Source organism: Microbacterium sp. NPDC055455 (assembly GCF_053619935.1).
The window spans coordinates 1,380,373-1,401,578 of the sequence record NZ_JBSHLB010000001.1; the positions used below are offsets into that span (position 1 = coordinate 1,380,373).

Genomic DNA, 21,206 nt, shown 5'->3' on the forward strand with positions numbered 1-21,206 from the left:
GGCCTCGTCGCTCAGCTCAGCGCACGAGGCGTGCGATGGCCTGCGAGGCCTCGGTGATCTTCGCGTCGGCCTCGGGGCCGCCCAGGCGAGCCGCGTCCACGACGCAGTGGCGCAGGTGGTCGTCGAGGAGCCCGACCGCGACGGCCTCGAGCGCCGAGGTCAGGGCGCTGATCTGCGTGAGGATGTCGATGCAGTACTTCTCGTCCTCCACCATCTTGTGGATGCCGCGGGCCTGACCCTCGATGCGCTTCAGGCGGTTGAGGTACTTGTCCTTGTCGGTGATGTAGCCGTGGTGGGAGTGCTCTCCGGCGGGCGAAGGCGCGAGGGTGGTGTCGGTCATGTCGGACTCCTTCAGCGGTGACGGGTGGAGAGGCTCTGGAACCGGCGCAGCCGCAGGCTGTTGCCTACGACGAAGACGCTCGAGAAGGCCATCGCCGCTCCGGCGATCATAGGGTTCAGCAGCCCGAGGGCCGCGAGGGGGATCGCGGCGACGTTGTACGCGAAGGCCCAGAACAGGTTCACCTTGATGGTGCCGAGCGTGGCCCGCGAGAGCCGGATCGCGTCGGCGGCGCTGCGCAGATCGCCGCGGACGAGCGTGATGTCGGATGCCTCGATCGCGGCATCCGTCCCCGTCCCCATCGCGAGTCCCAGGTCTGCCTGAGCGAGGGCGGCAGCGTCGTTGACGCCGTCGCCGACCATCGCGACCACGCGGCCCTCCGCCTGCAGCGCCTCGATGACGGCGACCTTGTCGTGCGGGAGCACCTCGGCGGTGACGCGCTCGATGCCGACCTCGTCGGCGATCGCGCGCGCCGCGGCGGCGTTGTCTCCGGTGAGCAGCACCGGCGTGAGCCCGAGCGCGCGCAGCTGCGCGACGGCCTCGGCGCTCGTCGGCTTCACCTGGTCGGCCACCACGAGGAGTCCTCGCACGGCGCCGTCTGCGGCGACCAGCACGGCGGTGCGCCCGAGCGCCTCGGCGGATGCCTTGGCCGCGGCGACATCGGCGGGCAGCGCGAGCGACCAGTCGGCGAGGAGCGCTTCGCGTCCGACGAGCACGGCGTGGCCGTCCACGACGCCCGACACGCCCTTTCCCGGCACGTTCTGGAACGCCTCGACGTCGGCGAGCGGCCCGGTCTCGTCGGCGGCCGCGCGGGCGATCGCCTGCGCGATCGGGTGCTCGGACGCGTGCTCGAGCGCACCCGCGAGACGGAGGAGCTGGGAGCGACCGGATGGCGCGGCATCCGTCTGCCCCGTCTGCGACGCGACCACCACGTCGACGAGGGCCATCCGGCCGGTCGTGACCGTGCCGGTCTTGTCGAGCACGACGGTGTCGACGGTGCGCGTGGACTCCAGGACCTCGGGCCCCTTGATGAGGATGCCGAGCTGCGCGCCGCGGCCGGTGCCGACGAGCAGCGCGGTGGGGGTGGCGAGCCCGAGCGCGCAGGGGCACGCGATGATCAGCACCGCGACGGCGGCGGTGAAGGCCATGGATGCCGGGGCGCCGGTGAGCAGCCATGCCACGAGCGTGCCGAGCGCGAGCAGCAGCACGACAGGCACGAAGACCCCGGAGATCCGGTCGGCCAGGCGCTGCACCTGCGCCTTGCCGGACTGGGCCTCCTCGACCAGGCGCGCCATCTGGGCGAGCTGCGTGTCGTCGCCCACGCGGGTCGCGCGCACCACGAGCCGCCCGCCGGCGTTGACGGTGGCGCCGACGACCGCGTCGCCGGGCACGACCTCGACGGGCACGGACTCGCCGGTGACCATCGAGGCGTCGACGGCCGACGTCCCCGATGCCACGACGCCGTCGGTGGCGATCTTCTCGCCGGGCCGCACCACGAACTCGTCGCCGACGCGCAGCTCGGCGATAGGCACGCGCACCTCCGTCGCGCCCGCGGCGGTCGGCCGCAGCACGGCGACGTCCTTCGCGCCGATCTCGAGGAGGGCCCGCAGCGCCGCACCCGCGCGCCGCTTCGAGCGCTGCTCGAAGTACCGGCCCGCCAGCACGAAGGTGGTGACGCCCGCGGCGACCTCGAGATAGATGTCGCCCGCACCGTCGCTCGGGGTGACGGACCACTCGAACGTGTGCGTCATCCCGGGCATGCCGGCGTGCCCCAGGAACAGCGCGTACACCGACCACAGGAAGGCCGCCGACACGCCGAGCGAGATGAGCGTGTCCATGGTCGCTGCGCCGTGGCGGAGGTTGACCCACGCCGCGCGGTGGAAGGGCCACGCGCCCCACACCACGACCGGGGCGGCCAGGGCGAGCGACGCCCACTGCCAGTACGTGAACTGCAGCGGCGGGATCATCGCCATGAGGATCACCGGCACCGACAGCACGATCGATCCGATCAGCCGCTGCCGCAGCGCGCGCAGCTCGGGATCCGCATCCTCGGACGCGGTCGCGTCCTCCACAGGGGGAGCGGGCACCGCCGCGGTGTAGCCGGTCTTGACGACCTCGTCGATGAGCGTCTGCGCGTCGAGGCCCGAGGGGCCCCGCACGACCGCCTTCTCGGTGGCGTAGTTGACGGATGCCTCGACCCCGTCGAGCCGGTTGAGCCGCTTCTCGATCCGCGAGGCGCAGGACGCGCACGTCATGCCGCCGATCTCGAGCTCGATCCGGGCGGCCGGGGCCGAGGCGGGGGCCATCAGGCGCGGACCGCGGTGTAGCCGGCCTCGTCGACCGCGGCGATGACCGCCGCGTCGGCGAGCTCGGCGGAGGACACGATCTTCAGGGTGCCGGCGGCGGCGCTGACGTGGACGTCCTCGACGCCGGCGAGCTTGGACACCTCGCCGCGCACGGATGCCTCGCAGTGCCCGCAGCTCATGCCCGTCACCTTGTACTCGGCCTCAGTCATGTCTTCCCTCTCTTGGAACCGGTCGGTGATACCCCTGTGGGGTACCTCGGTGGCCAGTCTATACCGCTGGGGGGTATGGTGGCGCCGCGGGCCGTTATCGGAACGGAATGCCCCGGTCACACGCGTTACACATCGTTAACGAATGGCAACACTGCGCGCCCTCCGGCGCGGTTAGGTTTATCGCATTGGGTCGGGCGCCCGAGCCGCGCCCACATACATACAGCAAGGAGCAACATGAGCGTCTTCACCCGCTCGCGCAAGGCCACCGTCCTCGGTGGCATCGCGCTCGCCGGCGCCAGCGCCCTCGTCCTCGCCGGTTGCACCGGCGGCGGTGACACCGGCGGAGGCGAGACCAGTGCCCCCAGCGAGGACCGCGAGGAACTCTCGCTGAACATCGGCACGGTCCTTCCGCAGACCGGAGCCCTGGCGTTCCTCGGCCCGCCCGAGGAGGCCGGTGTCGGCCTCGCCGCGGCCGACATCAACGAGGCCGCCAAGAGCATCACGGTCGACGTGGAGTTCGGCGACTCGGGCGACCCCGACAACAAGGCCTACGAGACCACCGTCCCGCGCCTGCTGGGCAACGACGTTCAGGCGCTCATCGGCGCCGCCTCGTCCGGTGTAACCAAGCTGTTCCTCGACCAGGCGGTCGCCGCGGGCGTCATCACGTTCTCCCCGGCCAACACCTCGCCGGACTTCACCACGTGGGACGACGACAACCTCTACTGGCGCACCGCTCCCAGCGACCTGCTCCAGGGTGAGGTGCTCGGCAACCTGATCGCCGAGGACGGCCACCAGAGCCTCGGCATCATCTACCTCAACGACGCGTACGGCACGGGTCTCGAGGCGGCGCTGACCGAGAACTTCGAGGCCGCCGGTGGAGAGGTCGTCGCCAGCCAGGCGTACAACGCGACCGACACCACGTTCGACGCGCAGGTCAGCGCGGTGCTCGCCGAGAGCCCCGACGCGATCGCCGTGATCGGCTTCGTCGAGACCTCGACGATCGTGCCGGCCATCGTGGCGGAGGGCTTCGACGGAGGCAACTTCTACTTCGTCGACGGCAACACCAGCCAGTGGGGCGACGAGATGCCGGTGAGCATCGAGGGCTCGAAGGGCACGCAGCCCGGACCCGCTCTCGAGGACGACTTCATCGAGCGCCTCAACGAGTGGTGGACCGGCGAGGGCAACGAAGAGCTCGCCGACCTCAACTACGCCGCTGAGTCGTACGACGCCGTCGTGCTCCTGGCGCTGGCCGCACTCGCAGCCAACTCCAACGACCCGGCCGACATCGCCGGCAAGCTGCAGGAGGTCTCGGGCGGCAGCGGCGAGGGTGAGAAGTGCACCTCGTTCGAGGAGTGCGCCGACATCATCCTCGACGGCGGCACCGCCGACTACGACGGCTACTCGGGCAACGTCACGTTCGACGAGAACGGCGACCCGACCGAGGCGTCGATCGGCATCTTCGAGTACGGCGCCGACAACACGCACACCCGCATCAACTGATTCGGGTCAGTCGACACCAGAGGGCCCCGGAGCGATCCGGGGCCCTCTGCCGTTGTCGCCCCAGTGGCCGGGATGCCGCGCGCACACGAAGAAGTGGAGCGGATGCCTCTCTCCGAGGCATCCGCTCCGATTCCTGGTGCAGGTGCGGAGTCAGTGCCCCTCGGTGCCCAGCGTGCCGAGGTAGAGGCCGACGACCTTCGGATCGTTCAGCAGTTCGCGGCCGGTGCCGTGGTACGCGTCGCGGCCCTGGTCGAGGACGTAGCCGCGGTCGCAGATCTGCAGGCAGCGACGGGCGTTCTGCTCGACCATGATGGTCGTCACCCCCGCCTTGTTGATGTCGGAGACGCGGATGAACGCGTCGTCCTGGCGCACGGGCGACAGACCGGCCGAGGGCTCGTCCAGCAGCAGCACCGACGGGTCCATCATGAGCGCGCGCGACATCGCGACCATCTGCCGCTCACCGCCGGAGAGCGAGCCGGCCCGCTGCTTGAGGCGCTTGCCCAGTTCGGCGAAGATGCCGGTGACGAACTCCAGGCGCTCGGCGTACACCTTCGGGCGCTGGTACAGGCCCATCTGCAGGTTCTCCTCGATGCTGAGCGAGGGGAAGACGTTGTTGGTCTGCGGCACGAAGCCGACGCCGCGCTGCACGAGCTTGTCGGACTTCAGCCCGACCACGCTCTCGCCGTCGACGGTGATGTCTCCGTCGCGCACCTTCACCATGCCGAAGATGGCCTTCAGCAGCGTCGACTTGCCGGCGCCGTTCGGGCCGATGATGCCGATCAGCTCACCCTTCCGGGCGACCAGGTTGGCGCCGTTGATGATGTTGATGCCGGGCAGGTACCCGGCCGTGAGGTCCTTGACCTCCACCACGATGCGGTCGGTCTTGGCCGCCTCCGCGGTGGCGCCCGCGGCGGTCGGCGACCCTGCGCCCGTCGATGCGCTCACTTGGACTCCTCCTCGGCCTCGTGGATCGAGGCCTCCTCGGCCTCGCGGATCTCTTCGAGCAGCTGGACGGCGGAGGTGTCGAGCTCGCCGGCGACGCGGCCGGTGACCACGCCCAGATCGACGTCCTGGTGGCTGCCGAGGTACGCGTCGATCACCGCCTGGTCCTCCATCACCGTGTCGGGCGGTCCCTCGGCGACGACCTTGCCCTCGGCCATCACGACGACCCAGTCGGCGATGTGGCGCACCATGTGCATGTCGTGCTCGACGAAGAGCACCGTCATGCCGAGGTCCTTCAGGTCGAGGATGTGGTCGAGTAGCGACTCCGTCAGCGCGGGGTTCACGCCGGCCATCGGCTCGTCCAGCATCACCAGCGTCGGGTCGCTCATGAGAGCGCGCGCCATCTCGAGCAGCTTGCGCTGACCGCCGGAGAGCGACGCGGCGTAGTCGTCGGCCTTCGCGTCGAGCTTGAAGCGCGCCAGCAGCTCACGCGCCTTCTCTTCGATGCCGTCGTCCTGCTTGCGCCAGAGCGCCGGGACGATGCTGGCCCAGATGTTCTCTCCCTTCTGGGCCGTGGCGCCGAGCTTCATGTTCTCGAGCACGGTGAGCAGCGACAGCGACTTGGTCAGCTGGAACGTGCGCACCTGGCCCATGCGGGCCACCTTGAACGAGGGGATGCCGGCCAGCTGCTTGCCGTCGAACGACCATGCACCCGAGTTCGGCTTGTCGAAGCCGCACAGCAGGTTGAACAGCGTCGTCTTGCCGGCGCCATTGGGGCCGATGAGCGCCGTGATGGCGTTGCGGGGGATCTCGAGGTGGTCGACGTCGACAGCGGTGAGGCCGCCGAACCGGCGCGTCACGCCGTCGACGATGAGGATCGGGTCGCTCTTGGCGACACCCGGGACGGGGTCGCCCTTGGCGAGTCCGCCGGTCTTCGGGCGCCGGATGGAACCGGTCGCGGTGGGGACCGCGCCGGTGCCGGCCGGGGGGACCGGCGGGACGGCGTCCGGACCCTGCGGCGCCGGCTCGGGCGTGATGGGCGGGTTACTTGACAAAGGTCAGCTCCCTCTTGTTTCCGAAGATGCCCTGCGGGCGGAAGATCACGATCAGCATCAGCGCGACACCCACGAGGATGAACCGCAGGATGCCGGCTTGGATCGGCGTCATCGGCAGGATGCCCTCGCTGGCCAGTGCCGGCAGGACGTTGTCGAGGAACGCCATGATGACCCAGAAGATGACCGAGCCGACCGCCGGGCCGAAGACCGTCGCCGCGCCGCCGAGGAGCAGGATCGTCCACAGGAAGAACGTCAGTGACGTCGTATAGGTGGCGGGGATCACGGCCGAGGGGAGTGCGAAGACCACACCGCCCAGCGCACCGAAGATGCCGCCGATGATGAGCGCCTGCATCTTGTAGGCGAAGACGTTCTTGCCGAGCGACCGCACCGCGTCCTCGTCCTCGCGGATGCCCTTCAGCACGCGCCCCCACGGGCTGCGCATGAGCGCCCACACCAGGTAGATCGCGATCGCGAGCAGGAGGGCGCCGAACACGCGCACCCACAGCTGGTCGGCCGTCCACGTCCACGGGCCGAAGCCGTAGGTGCCCTCGGGGAACGGGTTCGCGGCCCGGAAGCCGGCGTGGTACCCGCCCAGGCCGTCCGCCGAGTTCGTGTACTCGTCGAACACCGTGGTGGTGAACAGCAGACGCACGATCTCGGCGGCCGCGATCGTCACGATGGCCAGGTAGTCCGCGCGCAGTCGCAGCGTCGGGATACCGAGGATGAAGGCGAACACGACGGCGCCCAGCATCCCGATCAGGATTCCCACCCACCACGGCAGGCCGAAGCTCAGGATCGAGATCGCGTACGAGTACGCCCCGATCGCCATGAACCCCGCCATGCCGAAGTTGAGCAGGCCCGCGTAGCCGAAGTGGACGGCGAGGCCGGTGGCAGCCAGCGCGTACGCGATGGTCGTCGGCTGAAAGAACCAGCTCGCGGTGTTGTTGAAGATCTGTCCCCAATCCATCTCGCGGCCCCTAACCCACTCGTTCCTTGCGACCCAGGATTCCCTGTGGTCTGACCAGCAGCACGAGGATGAGCACGGCCAGCGCGCCCACGTACTTCAGGTCGGGAGGCAGCCACAGCGTGGAGATCTCCACGAGCAGACCCACGATGATCGAGCCGATCAGGGCGCCGAACGCCGTGCCGAGACCGCCGAGGGTGACCGCGGCGAAGATCAGCAGCAGGATCTGCACGCCCATGTCCCACCGGACGCCCGGGCGGAAGTAGGCCCACAGCACGCCGGCGAGGGCGGCCAGCGCCGCCGACATCATCCACACGATGCGGATGACCCCGTCGACGTCGATGCCGGAGGCCGCGGCGAGTCCGGGGTTGTCCGAGATGGCCCGCGTCGCCTTGCCGACGCGCGTGCGCACGAGCCAGAACGCGACGGCGACGATCACCACGATGCTGATGCCCATCGAGGCCATGTCGATCACCGAGAGCGAGACCGGGCCGATGATGCGGATCTTCGCCGCGCCGGCGCCCGGAAGCTGATAGCTCGTGCCGCCGATGAAGAACTGGAAGGTGTAGCGCAGCGCGAGCGACAGGCCGATGCTGACGATCATCAGCTGCACCAGGCCCAGGCCGCGCCGTCGCAGCGGGCGCCACAGTCCCGCGTCCAAGCCCCACCCGAAGGCCGCGCCGAACACGAGCACCAGCGGGATGACGATCCACATCGGCCACGTCAGGAACGTGCCGAAGACGAGCGCCACGATGGCACCGAAGGTGACCATCTCGGCGTGGGCGAAGTTCGTCAGGCCCGTCGTGCCGAAGATCAGCGAGACGCCGATCGATGCGAGCGCGAGGAGGAGGCCGAAGTTCAGGCCGTTGATCACGAGTGCGACGACCCGGTCGAACTGCGTCGCCACGACGCGCTCGCCCTCGCCGAGGAAGAGGTTGAGGATCTTGCTGTTGGTCAGGCCGAACGTCACCTCGAACGATCCGCTCGTGCCCTCGATGGGCTGCGTGCCTTCGGGCAGCTGCTCCGGGTCGACGATGACGCCCTCGGGGAGGGTGTCCTCCTCGATGGTGAGGACGTAGTCGTCCTTCTCGGGGACGTACAGGCGCCAGCGGCCCTCGGCGTTGGTGACGGTCTCGGCGTCGAAACCGCCCCCCTCGATGGACATCGTCACGCCCTCGACGGGCTCGCCCTCGAAGGTGACGACGCCGCCGAAGTAGTAGTCGGTCTGCTCCTGGTCGGCGCCCGGGGTGTCGGGGGCGTCCGCGTGCGCGCCGGTGGGGGTGGACAGGAAGACCATGCCCGCCGCCATCAGCAGTCCGAAGAGCAGAACGATCCAGCGGCGGCTGCTGATCGTGATCGCAGTCGAAGGACCCACAAAACCTCCAGTTCGGCACCACGCGGACACCGAAGCTCGGGTCGCATCGGCCGTGATGAACGACGCTACGACTGTAATGTGTCGGCGCTGTTTCGCCTACGGTCACCTGTGGATACGTGACCCGATCGGAATCGAGGCCCGCGGGACGCGCGTGCGCTCGCGCGCGCGGGGCGCGCGTGCCGTTCTCGCGGGGAATGAATCGGTCCCGCGGGACGCTTAGAATCGAAGGCGGAGCGTCACGAGCGCACCGGCCGTCGTCGTCCACACCCGAGAGAACGCGCCGAGCGCGCAGGAGACCCCATGGAGCACAACGACCCCTTCGGCTTCGTCGGACTGACCTACGACGATGTGCTGCTGCTGCCCGGCCACACCGACGTGATCCCGAGCGAGGCCGACACGTCGTCCCGCGTGACGCGTCGCATCACGGTCGCCACGCCGCTGCTCTCGGCGGCGATGGACACGGTCACCGAGGCGCGTCTGGCCATCGCCATCGCCCGCGAGGGCGGGCTCGGCATCATCCACCGCAACCTCTCCATCGAGGAGCAGGCGTCGATGGTCGACCGCGTCAAGCGCAGCGAGTCGGGCATGATCACCGACCCCATCACGACGACGCCGGACGCGACGATCGAAGAGGTCAACACGCTCTGCGCGACCTACCGCATCTCGGGTCTCCCGGTGGTCGACGACGGCGGCCGCCTCGTCGGCATCGTCACCAACCGCGACATGCGGTTCGTGTCGGGCTTCGAGCGCCAGACCACCAAGGTGCGCGACGTCATGACGAGCGAGAACCTCGTCACCGGCCGCGTCGGCATCAGCGCCGGCGAGGTCATCGCCCTCTTCGCGCGGCACCGCGTCGAGAAGCTGCCGCTCATCGACGACGACGGCACGCTCGCGGGCCTCATCACCATCAAGGACTTCGACAAGAGCGAGAAGTACCCGCTCGCCACCAAGGACGAGCAGGGCCGCCTCCGGGTCGGCGCGGCGATCGGGTTCTTCGGCGACGCGTGGCAGCGCGCAGAGGCGCTGCGCGACGCGGGCGTGGACGTCATCGTGGTCGACACCGCGAACGGCCAGTCGGCCGGCGTCATCGACATGGTGCGCCGCCTGAAGGGCGACGCGTCGTTCGCCCACATCGACGTGATCGGCGGCAACGTCGCCACGCGCGAGGGCGCGCAGGCGCTCGTCGACGCCGGCGTGGACGCCGTCAAGGTCGGCGTGGGCCCGGGCTCCATCTGCACCACCCGCGTGGTCGCCGGCGTCGGCGTGCCCCAGGTGACCGCGATCTACGAGGCAGCCCTCGCCGCGCGCGAGGCGGGCGTCCCGGTCATCGCCGACGGCGGCCTGCAGTACTCCGGCGACATCGCCAAGGCGCTCGTCGCCGGTGCCGACACCGTCATGCTCGGCTCCCTCCTGGCCGGCACCGACGAGTCGCCGGGCGAGATCGTGTTCCAGGGCGGCAAGCAGTTCAAGCAGTACCGCGGCATGGGATCCCTCGGCGCCCTCCAGACGCGCGGCAAGAAGACGTCCTACTCGAAGGACCGCTACTTCCAGGCCGACGTCCCCAGCGACGACAAGCTGATCCCCGAGGGCATCGAGGGTCAGGTCGCGTACCGCGGCCCGGTCTCGGCGGTCGCCTACCAGCTGGTCGGCGGCCTGCGTCAGTCGATGTTCTACGTTGGCGCCCGCACCGTCGAGGAGCTCAAGGCCAAGGGGAAGTTCGTGCGCATCACGGCCGCGGGCCTCAAGGAGTCCCACCCCCACGACGTCCAGATCGTCGTGGAAGCGCCCAACTACAAGAGGTGACGCCTCTTCGAGGCATCCGTCCGCCGGCCGCCGCAGTCGCTAGCCTGTCGGCATGATCAGACAGCGCGTGCACGCCGCCGCGACGCAGCGCACCACGCGGCTGGAGGCCTTCACCGACGGGGTGTTCGCGATCGCGGCCACGCTGCTCGTCCTCGACCTCACGCAGCACTCGCTCGGCGACGTCGGCTCCGACGCCGAGATGTGGGCGGCCGTCGGCGGCATGTGGGAGCTCTTCCTCAACTTCGCGCTGAGCTTCGTGCTGCTGTGCCTGATGTGGATGGTGCACGTGCAGCAGTTCGAGCACGTCGCGCGCGTGGACGCCACGATGGTGTGGCTCAACAACGCGCGGCTGCTGTTCATCGTGCTCGTGCCGTTCGCGACGAATCTGACGACCGAGTACTCCGAGTACCTCGCCGGCAGGCTCGCGATGCCGATCGCCTTCTTCCTCGCGATCCTCTTCAGCTGGCTGCAGTGGGGATGGGCGGTGCGGCGGCACGAGGTCATGCTCCCCGACATGTCGCACGACGAGGCGGTCGCGTGGGGCCGCGGCTCGCTGAGCGCGCTGCTCATCTCGGGCGCCGTCGTGGCGTTGGCGCCCTGGATCGGCTCGGCGGCGTTCCTGCTGTTCCTCGTCGACGGGCCGCTCACCCGCCTGCTGCGCGGCAAGGGTTGACCGAGCACGTCGGGTCGCGGCGGCATCCGTCGACTCTCTGTCGCCGGCCATCCGTCGAGATCGTGTGATCTCGTCGAGAACGCACGTTGTTGGCGCCCGCGACGTGTGATCTCGGCGAGAGGGCGCGATCTCGGCGCCGTCTGATCGGGGGATGCCGCCCCTTGGCCGCCGTCCGGGGCGCGGCGTCCGTCGACATCTGGGATCTCGTCGCTAGCGCGTCGGGTCGCGGCATCCGTCGAGATCGTGTGATCTCGTCGAAAGCGCACGTTGTCGGCGCCCGCGACGTGTGATCTCGGCGAGATGGTGCGATCTCGATGCCGTTTGATCGGGGGATGCCGCCCCTTGGCCGCCGTCTGGGGCGCGGCGTATCGTCGGGGGCATGTGCCGGAACATCCACACGCTCCACAACTTCGAGCCGGCGGCGAGCTCCGACGAGGTGCACGCGGCCGCGCTCCAGTACGTGCGCAAGATCGCGGGCACCACGAAGCCCTCGAAGGCGAACCAAGACGCGTTCGACCGCGCGGTGCACGACATCGCCCACGTGACCCAGCACCTCCTCGACGATCTCGTCGCCACCGCCCCGCCCAAGAATCGCGAGGTCGAAGCGGCCAAGGCACGGGAACGGGCGATCAAGTCCGGCCGCTACGCCGCACCCGCGGCCTGAGGCGGCCGCGGCCTGAGGCGGCCGTGGCCGGCCGGGGTGTTGAGGCGGCCGGGGGCGGCCGGCGTGCTGAGGCGGCCGGGGGCCTGAGCCGCACCGGAGTCCTGCGGTAGTCTGGTCGGCTCCCCACCGGAACGCCCGGTCCCGCGGAGCAGTGAAGGAACACCGTGGGGTACATCGACATCGCCGCCGTCTCGTATGCGCTGCCGGACGGCCGGCCGCTCCTCGACGAGGTCTCGTTCCGGGTCGGCGAGGGGTCGACGACCGCGCTCATCGGGCAGAACGGCGCGGGCAAGACCACGCTGCTGCGCATCATCCGCGGCGAGACCCCGGCGCTCTCGGGCGTCGTCTCGATCGATGGCGGGCTCGGCGTCATGGACCAGTTCGTCGGCCACGGCGAGCCGGGGCAGACGGTGCACGATCTGCTGATCGCGGTCGCCCCCGATCGGGTGCGCCGCGCCGCGCGCGAGCTCGAGGACGCCGAGGCGGCGATCATCGAGCAGGACGACCTCGACACGCAGATGCGGTACGCGGGCGCCATCGCCGACTACGCCGAGGCCGGCGGCTACGAGTACGAGACCGTCTGGGACACGTGCACGACGGCGGCCCTCGGCATCCCGTTCTCCCGTGCCCGGTTCCGCGAGCTGGCCACGCTCTCCGGCGGCGAGCAGAAGCGGCTCGCGCTGGAGGCGCTGCTGCGCGGGCCCGACCAGGTCCTGCTGCTGGACGAGCCCGACAACTACCTCGACGTCCCGGGCAAGCGGTGGCTCGAGGAGCGTCTGCGCGAGACCGCGAAGACGGTGCTGCTGGTGTCGCACGACCGGGAGCTGCTCGCGCGTGCCGCCGACCGGATCGTGACGCTCGAGGCGGGCGGCGCCGGGAGCACGGCGTGGGTGCACGGCGGCGGGTTCGGCACCTACCACCGTGCGCGGGAGGACCGGATGGCGCGCCTCGACGAGCTGCGGCGGCGCTGGGACGAGCAGCACGCGAAGCTGAAGGAGCTCGTCGCGACGCTCAAGGTCAAGGCCACCGCCAACGACAGCTTCACCTCCCGCTACCGTGCGGCCCAGACGCGGCTGCGAAAGTTCGAGGAGGCGGGGCCGCCGCAGGAGCGTCCGCGGCAGCAGGAGCTGGACGTCCGCCTGCGAGGGTCGCGCACCGGCCGTCGCGCGGTGGTGGCCGAGCAGCTCGAGCTCACCGGGCTCATGAAGCCGTTCGACCTCGAGGTGTGGTTCGGCGACCGCGTCGCGGTGCTCGGCTCGAACGGCTCGGGCAAGTCGCACTTCCTGCGGCTGCTCGCCCGCGGCGGCACCGACCCCGACGGCCGGCTCGGACATGTGACGACGACCGGCGCCGCGCTCGCGCCGGTCTCGCACACGGGGCGCGCGGTGCTCGGGGCGCGCGTCGTCCCGGGCTGGTTCGCGCAGACGCACCGTCATCCGGAGTTCGAAGGCCGCACGCTGCTGGACATCCTGCACCGCGGCGAGGACGCGCGGTCCGGGCTCCCGCGGGAGGCGGCATCCGGCGCGCTCGACCGCTACGGGCTCGTGGCGCAGGCCGAGCAGGCGTTCGGCAGCCTGTCGGGCGGGCAGCAGGCGCGCTTCCAGATCCTGCTGCTCGAGCTGTCCGGCGCGACGCTGCTGCTGCTGGACGAGCCGACCGACAACCTCGACCTCGTCTCGGCCGAGGCGCTGCAGGATGCGCTCGCCCGCTTCGAGGGGACCGTCCTCGCGGTGACGCACGACCGGTGGCTGGCGAAGTCGTTCGACCGCTTCCTGGTCTTCGGGGCGGACGGCCGGGTGTTCGAGTCCGGCGAGCCGGTGTGGGACGAGGCGCGCGTCGCGCGTGCGCGGTGACGGATGCCTCGGGTCGCGGCATCCGTCACCCGCCTCCGTCGTCGCCCCGACCTCACCTCTCCCGGGTTGGCGACCTAACCTTCGCCGGGTTGGGGCGCATCACGTCCGGTTGGGGCGCACCGCGTACGCCCCAGATGCGCGCGGCGCGCCCCAAACCCCGGGAATGGTTGCGAGAGCCCGGCGGGTCCCGACCGGGGCAAGGGGCTGGTGGACGGTCCTCTCGCCTGATTATCGGATCCGGAATTCGGACTTCCGGCCGCTTTCCGGATCGGACGCGGCCGTGCGCGCCGGAAACGGTGCACAACTCCGGTTTCCGGATCCAGGCGCGGTGACGGATGCCTCGCCCCGCGGCATCCGTCATCCCGCATTACAGGGCGGCGGACCTGGCCGCCTTCCACTCGCTCGGTTCCCGGATCCGGAATTCGGACTTCCGGCCGCTTTCCGGATCGGACGCGGCCGTGCGCTCCGGAAACGGTGCACAACTCCGGTTTCCGGATCCGCGCGCGAGTGACGGATGCCTCGCCCCGCGGCATCCGTCATCCGCGCCAGTCCCGGCCCCGACCTCACCCCGCCGGGTTTGGGGCGCCTCACGCCCGTTCGGGGCGCACCGCGTACGCCCCGAACGCGCGCGGCGCGCCCCAAACCTGGGGTGAACGCGCGCGGCGCGCCCCAAACCCGGGGTGAACGCGCGCGGCGCGCCCCAAACCCGAGGTGAACGCGCGCGGCGCGCCCCAAACCCGGAGGTGAACGCGCGCGGCGAGCCCCAAACCCGAGGCGAACGCGCGCGGCGCGCCCCAAAACCCGGGAGGAAGACCTACCGCGACCGGGGGCTTCGGGCGGCGGGAAGCCCGCCCGGTAGGCTGGTCGGGTGAGCATGGACATGGAGCTCGGCCGGGCCAAGCGCGCACGCCGCGCCTACACGTTCGACGACATCGCGGTGGTGCCCTCGCGGCGCACCCGCAACCCCGAGGACGTCTCGACCGCGTGGACGATCGATGCCTTCAGCTTCGACATCCCGGTGCTGGGCGCCCCGATGGACTCGGTCGTGAGCCCGCGCACGGCCATCATGCTCGGCCAGCTCGGCGGCCTGGGCGTGCTCGACCTCGAGGGCCTGTGGACCCGCTACGACGACCCCGAGCCGCTGCTGGCCGAGATCGCCGGCCTCGAGAAGGCCGCCGCGACCCGCCGCATGCAGGAGCTGTACGCCGAGCCCATCAAGCCCGAGCTGGTGCGCGACCGGCTCGCCGAGATCCGCGCCGCGGGCGTCACCGTCGCCGGCGCGCTCACCCCCCAGCGCACCCAGGAGCTCTACGAGACCGTCGTCGCCGCCGGTGTCGACCTCTTCGTCATCCGCGGCACCACGGTGTCGGCCGAGCACGTCTCGTCGGTCGACCAGCCGCTCAACCTCAAGAAGTTCATCTACGACCTCGACGTCCCTGTCATCGTGGGCGGCGCGTCGACGTACACCGCGGCTCTGCACCTCATGCGCACCGGCGCGGCGGGCGTCCTCGTCGGCTTCGGCGGCGGCGCCGCGTCGACCACGCGCGTCACACTCGGGCTGCACGCCCCCATGGCCACGGCGGTCGCCGACGTCGCCGGGGCGCGGCGCGACTACCTCGACGAGTCGGGCGGGCGCTACGTGCACGTCATCGCCGACGGCGGCGTGGGCACGTCGGGCGACATCGTCAAGGCGATCGCGATGGGCGCCGACGCCGTCATGCTCGGGGTGGCGCTGGCGCGGGCGACGGATGCCCCGGGCCGGGGCTTCCACTGGGGCCCCGAGGCGCACCACGCCAAGCTGCCGCGCGGCCGCCGAGTGAAGGTGGACCAGGTCGCCTCGCTCGAGGAGATCCTCTACGGCCCGGCGCCCGTCGCCGACGGCACCGCGAACCTCATCGGGGCCCTCCGCAAGTCGATGGCCACCACCGGATACTCCGACCTCAAGGAGTTCCAGCGCGTCGAGGTGGTCGTCGCCCCGTACGCCGCGGGATGACGGATGCCATGACCGACCCTTCGACGGGCCCCGCGGCCGGCGGAGCCGGGGAGCCGGGTCGACCGGCTGCCGAGCGGCCGCAACCCGACGCCGAGCCCGCCGGACCAGTCGACCCCGCCGATCCCTTCGAGCCCGGAGGACCCGACGCCGACCCCGCGCACCCCGACCCCGCCGATCCCTCCGAGCCCGGAGGACCCGACGCCGACCCCGCGCACCCCGACCCCGCCGCCCCCACCGATCCCCCAGAGGCGTTCCCTCCGACGCTGCGGGAGGTCATGCTCCGACCGGCGTGGATCGGAATGCTGCTGCTGTGCCTGGTCGTGGCCGGCGTCTTCGCGTGGCTCGGGCAGTGGCAGCTCGGACGCGCCATCGACACCGACCCGCTGCCGCCCGGCGTCACGGAGGACGTCCGCCCGCTCTCGGACGTCGCCCAGCCGGGGGAGTACCTCCCCGAGCCGCTCGTCGGCCAGCGCGTCGAGACCTCCGGCCGGCTCGTCCCCGGTGATTTCCTGATCGTCCAGTCGCGCTTCAACGACGGCGTCGAGGGGTACTGGGTCACGGGCCAGCTGCGGCTGGACGAGACCGAGACGGAAGCGGGCGAGCCGACCTCCATCGCGGTGGCGCTCGGCTGGGCGGCGTCGGAGGACGACGCGCTCGCCGCCGTCGAAAGGCTGGACGACGAGGCATCCGCCCTCGGCTCCGTCGCCGTCACCGGACGCCTCATCTCGGACGAGGGCCCCGTGCCGCCGCCCGCCGGGGCCGACCCGCAGACGATGACGCGCATGTCGCCGGCGATGCTCCTCGGCCAGTGGAACGACGTCGAGGAGCTGTTCGTCTACCGGCCCTACCTGACCTCCGACGAGCCGTTCGGCGGACTCGAGGCGATCTCGTCGCCGGCGCCGGCCGAGACCTCCAGCGTCAACTGGCTCAACATCTTCTACGCGGTCGAGTGGGCCGTGTTCGCCGGCTTCGCGTTCTACCTCTGGTATCGCCTCGCCAAGGACGCGTGGGAGCGGGAGCTCGAGGACTTCGAGGACGACGACGAGGCGGATGCCACGGCCACAGGCCCCGACGGGCGCACGGAATCCCGCGGGTAGACTGGGGCCATGCCCCGCGCCCCGAAGCTCGCTTCCTTTCCGGCGATCCGCGGAGCCCTGAGGTTCTACCAGGTCTGCTCGGTCATCACGGGCACCATGCTGCTGCTGCTGGTCGCCGAGATGATCGCCAAGTACGCGCTCGGCTACGAGCTGTTCCTCGGCGGATCGGGCGGCCTCCTGTGGTTCGCGCCGGTCGTCGAGACCGCTGCGGGTCTCGAATCGACCGGCGACGGGTTCAACCTGTCGCTGGGCATCCTCGTCGCCCACGGCTGGTTCTACGTCGTCTACCTCATCTCGTGCTTCCGCGTGTGGAGCCTCATGCGCTGGAACCTGTGGCGCCTGGCGATGCTCGCCGCCGGCGGCATCGTGCCGCTGCTGTCGTTCTTCATGGAGGCCCGCGTCGGCCGTGACGTGAAGGCCTATCTCGCCGAGCGCGAGGCGGCGGAGCTGCACGCGGGCACCGAGCGCTCGACCGCCGCCGACTCACTTGCGACCCCCGCCCCCGCGATCCCCACGGAGAACCAGCGTTGACCGAACAGACCGAGACCTCCCAGCGTCCCGTCCTCGTCGTCGATTTCGGTGCGCAGTACGCGCAGCTGATCGCCCGCCGCGTGCGCGAGGCCGGCGTCTACAGCGAGATCGTGCCGCACACCGCGACCGCCCAGGACATCGCGGCGAAGAACCCGGTGGGCATCATCCTCTCGGGCGGACCGTCCTCGGTGTACGAGGAGGGGGCGCCGTCGCTGGACACCGGCGTGTTCGACCTCGGCGTGCCGACGCTGGGCATCTGCTACGGCTTCCAGGTCATGGCGCAGGCGCTCGGCGGCGAGGTCGCGCACACCGGCCTGCGCGAGTACGGGGCGACGGATGCCGCGGTCAGCGGTGACGGCGGCGTGCTGCTGGCCGGTCAGCCCACCGAGCAGAACGTGTGGATGAGCCACGGCGACCAGGTGTCGCGCGCGCCCGAGGGCTTCGACGTGCTCGCGTCGACGGATGCCACGCCCGTCGCCGCGTTCGGCAGCGACGAGCGCCGCTTCTACGGCGTGCAGTGGCATCCCGAGGTCAAGCACACCGACTACGGGCAGAACGTCATCGAGAACTTCCTGCACAAGGCGGCGGGGCTCCCGGCCGACTGGAACAGCGGCAACGTCATCGCCGAGCAGGTGGAGAAGATCCGGGCGCAGGTCGGCTCGGGCCGCGTGCTGTCGGCTCTGTCGGGCGGCGTCGACTCGGCCGTCTCGACGGCCCTCGTGCACGAGGCCGTCGGCGACCAGCTCGTCGCCGTGTTCGTCGACCACGGTCTCCTCCGCAAGGGCGAGCGCGAGCAGGTCGAGCAGGACTACGTCGCCTCCACGGGCGTGCGCCTGGTGACCGTCGACGCGCGCGAGCAGTTCCTGTCGGCGCTCGCCGGCGTCAGCGACCCGGAGCAGAAGCGCAAGATCATCGGCCGCGAGTTCATCCGCGCCTTCGAGAAGGTGCAGGCCGACCTCGTCGCCGAGGCCGCGGCCGAGGGCGAGCCCATTCGCTTCCTCGTGCAGGGCACGCTGTACCCCGACGTGGTCGAGTCCGGCGGCGGCACGGGCACGGCGAACATCAAGTCCCACCACAACGTCGGCGGCCTCCCCGAGGACCTGCAGTTCGAGCTCGTCGAGCCACTGCGCACCCTCTTTAAGGACGAGGTGCGCGCGATCGGGCGCGAACTCGGCCTCCCGGAGGCGATCGTCGCGCGACAGCCCTTTCCGGGCCCCGGCCTCGGCATCCGGATCGTGGGTGAGGTCACCGCTGACCGTCTCGAGATCCTGCGTGACGCCGACGCCATCGCCCGCGAGGAGCTGACCAGGGCGGGGCTGGACGGCGAGATCTGGCAGTGCCCGGTCGTGCTCCTGGCCGACGTCCGCTCGGTGGGCGTGCAGGGCGACGGCCGCACCTACGGCCACCCGATCGTGCTGCGACCGGTGTCGTCCGAGGACGCGATGACCGCGGACTGGACGCGCCTGCCCTACGACGTGCTCTCCCGCATCTCCAACCGCATCACGAACGAGGTGCGCGAGGTCAACCGCGTCGTGCTCGACGTCACGTCGAAGCCGCCGGGGACCATCGAGTGGGAGTGACGTGAACGGATGCCTCGAACCTCGCCGGTTCGGGGCATCCGCCGTTTCCGTCGCCTGATCGTGCCGGCGTCCCCGCCCCGTGCGGGAGGATGGACGCGTGACTGCGGCCCCCGACGACGCCCTTCCCGACGCCGACTACGTGCTGCTCGGCAGCCGCGTCGCTCTCGGCCTGGACGGCGGCTTCGCCGTTGCGGTGCCTACCCGCCTGCGGCTGCTGGCATCCGCCGGCGCAGCCGACCCGCTGCTGCTGAGCGTCGACGGAGCGTCGCCCGAGGCGCACGCCGCGCAGCGGCAGGCGTTCGTCGACGCCGGTCTGCTCGAGCGCACCACATCCGCCCGCAACCTCTTCGACGACCTCGTCGCGGACCCCTCCTGGCTCTTCGCGGCCGGGGCGCCGGCGACCGACTCGGCGGATCCCGGCATCGAGTACCGGGTGGTGACGGATGCCGCGGGCCGGCCGATCGTGTCGCTGCCTGTGTTCCGCGACGACCCGACCTGGCATCTCTCGGGTGCCGCGATCATCGTTCACGCCCCGGACGGCGACCGCGTGCTCCGCGGATTCCGCAGCCTGTACGCCGCATGGCTGACGGCCATCGCCGAGGCCCGGCGGGCGGCGGCCGGCGATCCCGACCGGATGCTGGTCGTGATCCTCGAGTCGCGCCAGATCGGCGAGGCGATGGTCGACTGGGACGACCCGCGCGTGCGGCTGGTGCACACCGTCCACAACTCGCACCTGCCGGCGCCGCACGACGATCCCGACGCCCCCGTGACCGGCATGTGGCAGCGGTGGCTCTCGACGGTCGACCGCTACGACGCCGTGCTGTTCCCCACGGCCGCGCAGCGCGACGAGATCGCCGCCCGGTTCGGCGATCCAGGCACCTTGAACGTCGTGCCGAACACGATCGAGCTCGGCGCGGAGCCTCCGGGCGCGGCATCCCGCGACCCGCTCCGGGTCGTGATGCTCAACCGGCTGGCACCGCAGAAGCGCGTCGACCTCGCGATCCGCGCCTGGGCGCGGGTGGCGGCGGAACTGCCCGACGCGCGCCTCGACATCTACGGCGAGGGCCCGCTGCGGGACGAGCTGCAGGAGCTGATCGAGGAGCTGGGGGTGGCGGCATCCGTCACCCTCCGCGGCTCGACGAGCGACCGGGACGCGATCTTCGACCGGTCGGCGCTGTTCGTCACGTCCACCGCGTTCGAGGGACAGGGTCTGTCGATCGCCGAGGCCCTCGCCCGCGGGCTTCCGGTGGTGTCGACCGACGTCCGGTACGGCCCCCGCGAAGCGGTCGGGGACGCGGGGGTGATGGTGCCGCCCGGCGACGTCGACGCGCTGGCGACCGCGATCGTCGAGCTGCTGCGAGACGACGCCCGGCGCGCCGACCTGTCGTCCCGGGCGCGCCGTGCGGCCGCTGCCTTCACGCCCGACGCCGTGCGCCCGGCCCTCGTCGACGCCCTCCGCACCGCCGTCGAACGCCCCCCGCGCCGCCCCTGACCCGTCGCCCCGTCGCACGTACCCCTGGGTTCACTTGCGCTGTATCTAGGCCGTTTCCGGTTCTCGTGTGCATACAGCGCAAGTGAGCCGGCCGAGCCGCGCTCCGACGCTCGGCGATGTCGGTGGGGGGCCGTACCGTCGGGCCATGGACGTACGGGTGCTCCCGGCGACGGAGGCGGGATGGGATGCCGTCGACACCGTGATGCAGGCCGACGCCTCGTCGCGCAACTGCCTGTGCCAGTTCCACATCCTCGAGAATGCGGACGCGCGCCGCACCACCCGCGAATCCCGGCGAGACCTCCTGCGCGAGCAGGTGCGCAGTCTCGATCCGCCGCGAGGTCTCGTCGCCTTCGGCGCGGACGCGCCCGTCGGCTGGTGCGGCGTCGAGCCGCGCGTGCGGGTGCGGCACGTCCTGGCGAGCCGACTCGTACGCGCTCACAGCCCGTACGCGGCGGACGACCCGGGTGTGTGGGCGATCTACTGCATCCTCGTGCCGCCCGCGCGACGCCGCGCGGGCGTCGGCGCGGCGCTCCTGACGGCGGCCCTCGACCACGCCCTCGAGCACGGAGCGACCGCTCTCGAGGCCTACCCCGTCGACACCTCGAGACGAGGCGGCGAGCTGCCCGCCGGGTTCTCCACCGGCACCGTCGCCATGTTCGACCGGCACGGCTTCGCAGCGGTCGCGGCGCTTCCCTCCGCGCGCACGCTGATGCATCGGCTCGCCTGAGCAGCGTCTTCGACAGCCCCGGCGCGACGCCTTCGCCGCCCTGACCGTCGCCCGTCGCCCCTTGCGCGCCACGCCGCCCCTTCGCCTGGGTTCACTTGCGCTGTA

General features: G+C 71.2%; 18 protein-coding genes. 11 read left to right on the forward strand and 7 right to left on the reverse strand.

Features of this window, described 5'->3' with window-relative positions:
* Positions 1–16 precede the first annotated feature (16 nt).
* From ACWGUG_RS06050 to ACWGUG_RS06060, 3 genes are read right to left on the reverse strand one after another with little or no spacing between them, the layout of a single operon-like run.
* Complete coding sequence (locus ACWGUG_RS06050; RefSeq protein ID WP_336398163.1) at positions 17–340, reverse strand: metal-sensitive transcriptional regulator; 324 nt, start codon at positions 338–340, stop codon at positions 17–19.
* 11 nt (positions 341–351) lie between these two features.
* Positions 352–2,643, reverse strand: a complete 2,292-nt coding sequence (locus ACWGUG_RS06055) for a heavy metal translocating P-type ATPase (protein ID WP_452324131.1) — start codon at positions 2,641–2,643, stop codon at positions 352–354.
* A complete protein-coding gene (locus ACWGUG_RS06060) occupies positions 2,643–2,852 on the reverse strand; it encodes a heavy-metal-associated domain-containing protein (protein WP_452324132.1) in 210 nt (69 codons plus the stop codon). The genes ACWGUG_RS06055 and ACWGUG_RS06060 overlap by 1 nt, the downstream gene beginning before the upstream one ends.
* 234 nt (positions 2,853–3,086) lie before the next feature.
* On the opposite strand from ACWGUG_RS06060, the gene ACWGUG_RS06065 reads away from it, so the two are divergent.
* The gene (locus ACWGUG_RS06065; protein ID WP_336398166.1) at positions 3,087–4,352 is read left to right on the forward strand and encodes an ABC transporter substrate-binding protein; all 1,266 of its coding nucleotides are present in this window, start codon (positions 3,087–3,089) and stop codon (positions 4,350–4,352) included.
* A 150-nt stretch (positions 4,353–4,502) separates the two neighbouring features.
* Here the strand turns inward: ACWGUG_RS06065 and ACWGUG_RS06070 are convergent, their stop codons facing one another.
* The 4 genes from ACWGUG_RS06070 to ACWGUG_RS06085 form a co-directional block, all read right to left on the reverse strand.
* Positions 4,503–5,225, reverse strand: a complete 723-nt coding sequence (locus ACWGUG_RS06070) for an ABC transporter ATP-binding protein (protein WP_336398334.1) — start codon at positions 5,223–5,225, stop codon at positions 4,503–4,505.
* A 68-nt stretch (positions 5,226–5,293) separates the two neighbouring features.
* A complete protein-coding gene (locus ACWGUG_RS06075; protein WP_336398335.1) occupies positions 5,294–6,241 on the reverse strand; it encodes an ABC transporter ATP-binding protein in 948 nt (315 codons plus the stop codon).
* 97 nt (positions 6,242–6,338) lie between these two features.
* Positions 6,339–7,316, reverse strand: coding sequence for a branched-chain amino acid ABC transporter permease (locus ACWGUG_RS06080; RefSeq protein ID WP_336398167.1), 978 nt, complete (start codon positions 7,314–7,316; stop codon positions 6,339–6,341).
* A 10-nt stretch (positions 7,317–7,326) separates the two neighbouring features.
* A complete protein-coding gene (locus tag ACWGUG_RS06085; RefSeq protein WP_378884310.1) occupies positions 7,327–8,610 on the reverse strand; it encodes an ABC transporter permease subunit in 1,284 nt (427 codons plus the stop codon).
* Positions 8,611–8,988: 378 nt separating this feature from the next.
* On the opposite strand from ACWGUG_RS06085, the gene guaB reads away from it, so the two are divergent.
* The 10 genes from guaB to ACWGUG_RS06135 all read left to right on the forward strand — a co-directional run bounded on the left by guaB (position 8,989) and on the right by ACWGUG_RS06135 (position 21,101).
* Positions 8,989–10,491: an IMP dehydrogenase gene (gene guaB, locus ACWGUG_RS06090; RefSeq protein WP_452324133.1), complete on the forward strand. Its 1,503-nt coding sequence runs from the start codon at positions 8,989–8,991 to the stop codon at positions 10,489–10,491.
* A gap of 52 nt (positions 10,492–10,543) precedes the next feature.
* Positions 10,544–11,164 carry a TMEM175 family protein gene (locus tag ACWGUG_RS06095; protein ID WP_336398170.1) on the forward strand — a complete coding sequence of 207 codons (621 nt, stop codon included), beginning with the start codon at positions 10,544–10,546 and terminating at the stop codon, positions 11,162–11,164.
* A gap of 379 nt (positions 11,165–11,543) precedes the next feature.
* Positions 11,544–11,828: a DUF2277 domain-containing protein gene (locus ACWGUG_RS06100; RefSeq protein ID WP_336398171.1), complete on the forward strand. Its 285-nt coding sequence runs from the start codon at positions 11,544–11,546 to the stop codon at positions 11,826–11,828.
* 164 nt (positions 11,829–11,992) lie between these two features.
* Entirely contained in the window at positions 11,993–13,681 is a 1,689-nt protein-coding gene (locus tag ACWGUG_RS06105) for an ABC-F family ATP-binding cassette domain-containing protein (protein ID WP_452324134.1), read from the forward strand.
* A gap of 874 nt (positions 13,682–14,555) precedes the next feature.
* Positions 14,556–15,674 carry a GuaB3 family IMP dehydrogenase-related protein gene (locus ACWGUG_RS06110; protein WP_336398336.1) on the forward strand — a complete coding sequence of 373 codons (1,119 nt, stop codon included), beginning with the start codon at positions 14,556–14,558 and terminating at the stop codon, positions 15,672–15,674.
* A gap of 275 nt (positions 15,675–15,949) precedes the next feature.
* Entirely contained in the window at positions 15,950–16,771 is an 822-nt protein-coding gene (locus ACWGUG_RS06115; RefSeq protein WP_336398337.1) for an SURF1 family protein, read from the forward strand.
* Between the two features lie 9 nt (positions 16,772–16,780).
* A complete protein-coding gene (locus ACWGUG_RS06120; RefSeq protein ID WP_336398173.1) occupies positions 16,781–17,302 on the forward strand; it encodes a DUF3817 domain-containing protein in 522 nt (173 codons plus the stop codon).
* Entirely contained in the window at positions 17,299–18,882 is a 1,584-nt protein-coding gene (gene guaA, locus ACWGUG_RS06125) for a glutamine-hydrolyzing GMP synthase (protein WP_452324135.1), read from the forward strand. The genes ACWGUG_RS06120 and guaA overlap by 4 nt, the downstream gene beginning before the upstream one ends.
* Positions 18,883–18,979: 97 nt before the next feature.
* Complete coding sequence (locus tag ACWGUG_RS06130; RefSeq protein WP_452324136.1) at positions 18,980–20,374, forward strand: glycosyltransferase; 1,395 nt, start codon at positions 18,980–18,982, stop codon at positions 20,372–20,374.
* 145 nt (positions 20,375–20,519) lie between these two features.
* Positions 20,520–21,101 (forward strand): GNAT family N-acetyltransferase, encoded by a 582-nt coding sequence (locus tag ACWGUG_RS06135; RefSeq protein ID WP_452324137.1) that lies wholly within the window; start codon positions 20,520–20,522, stop codon positions 21,099–21,101.
* Positions 21,102–21,206: the final 105 nt, after the last annotated feature.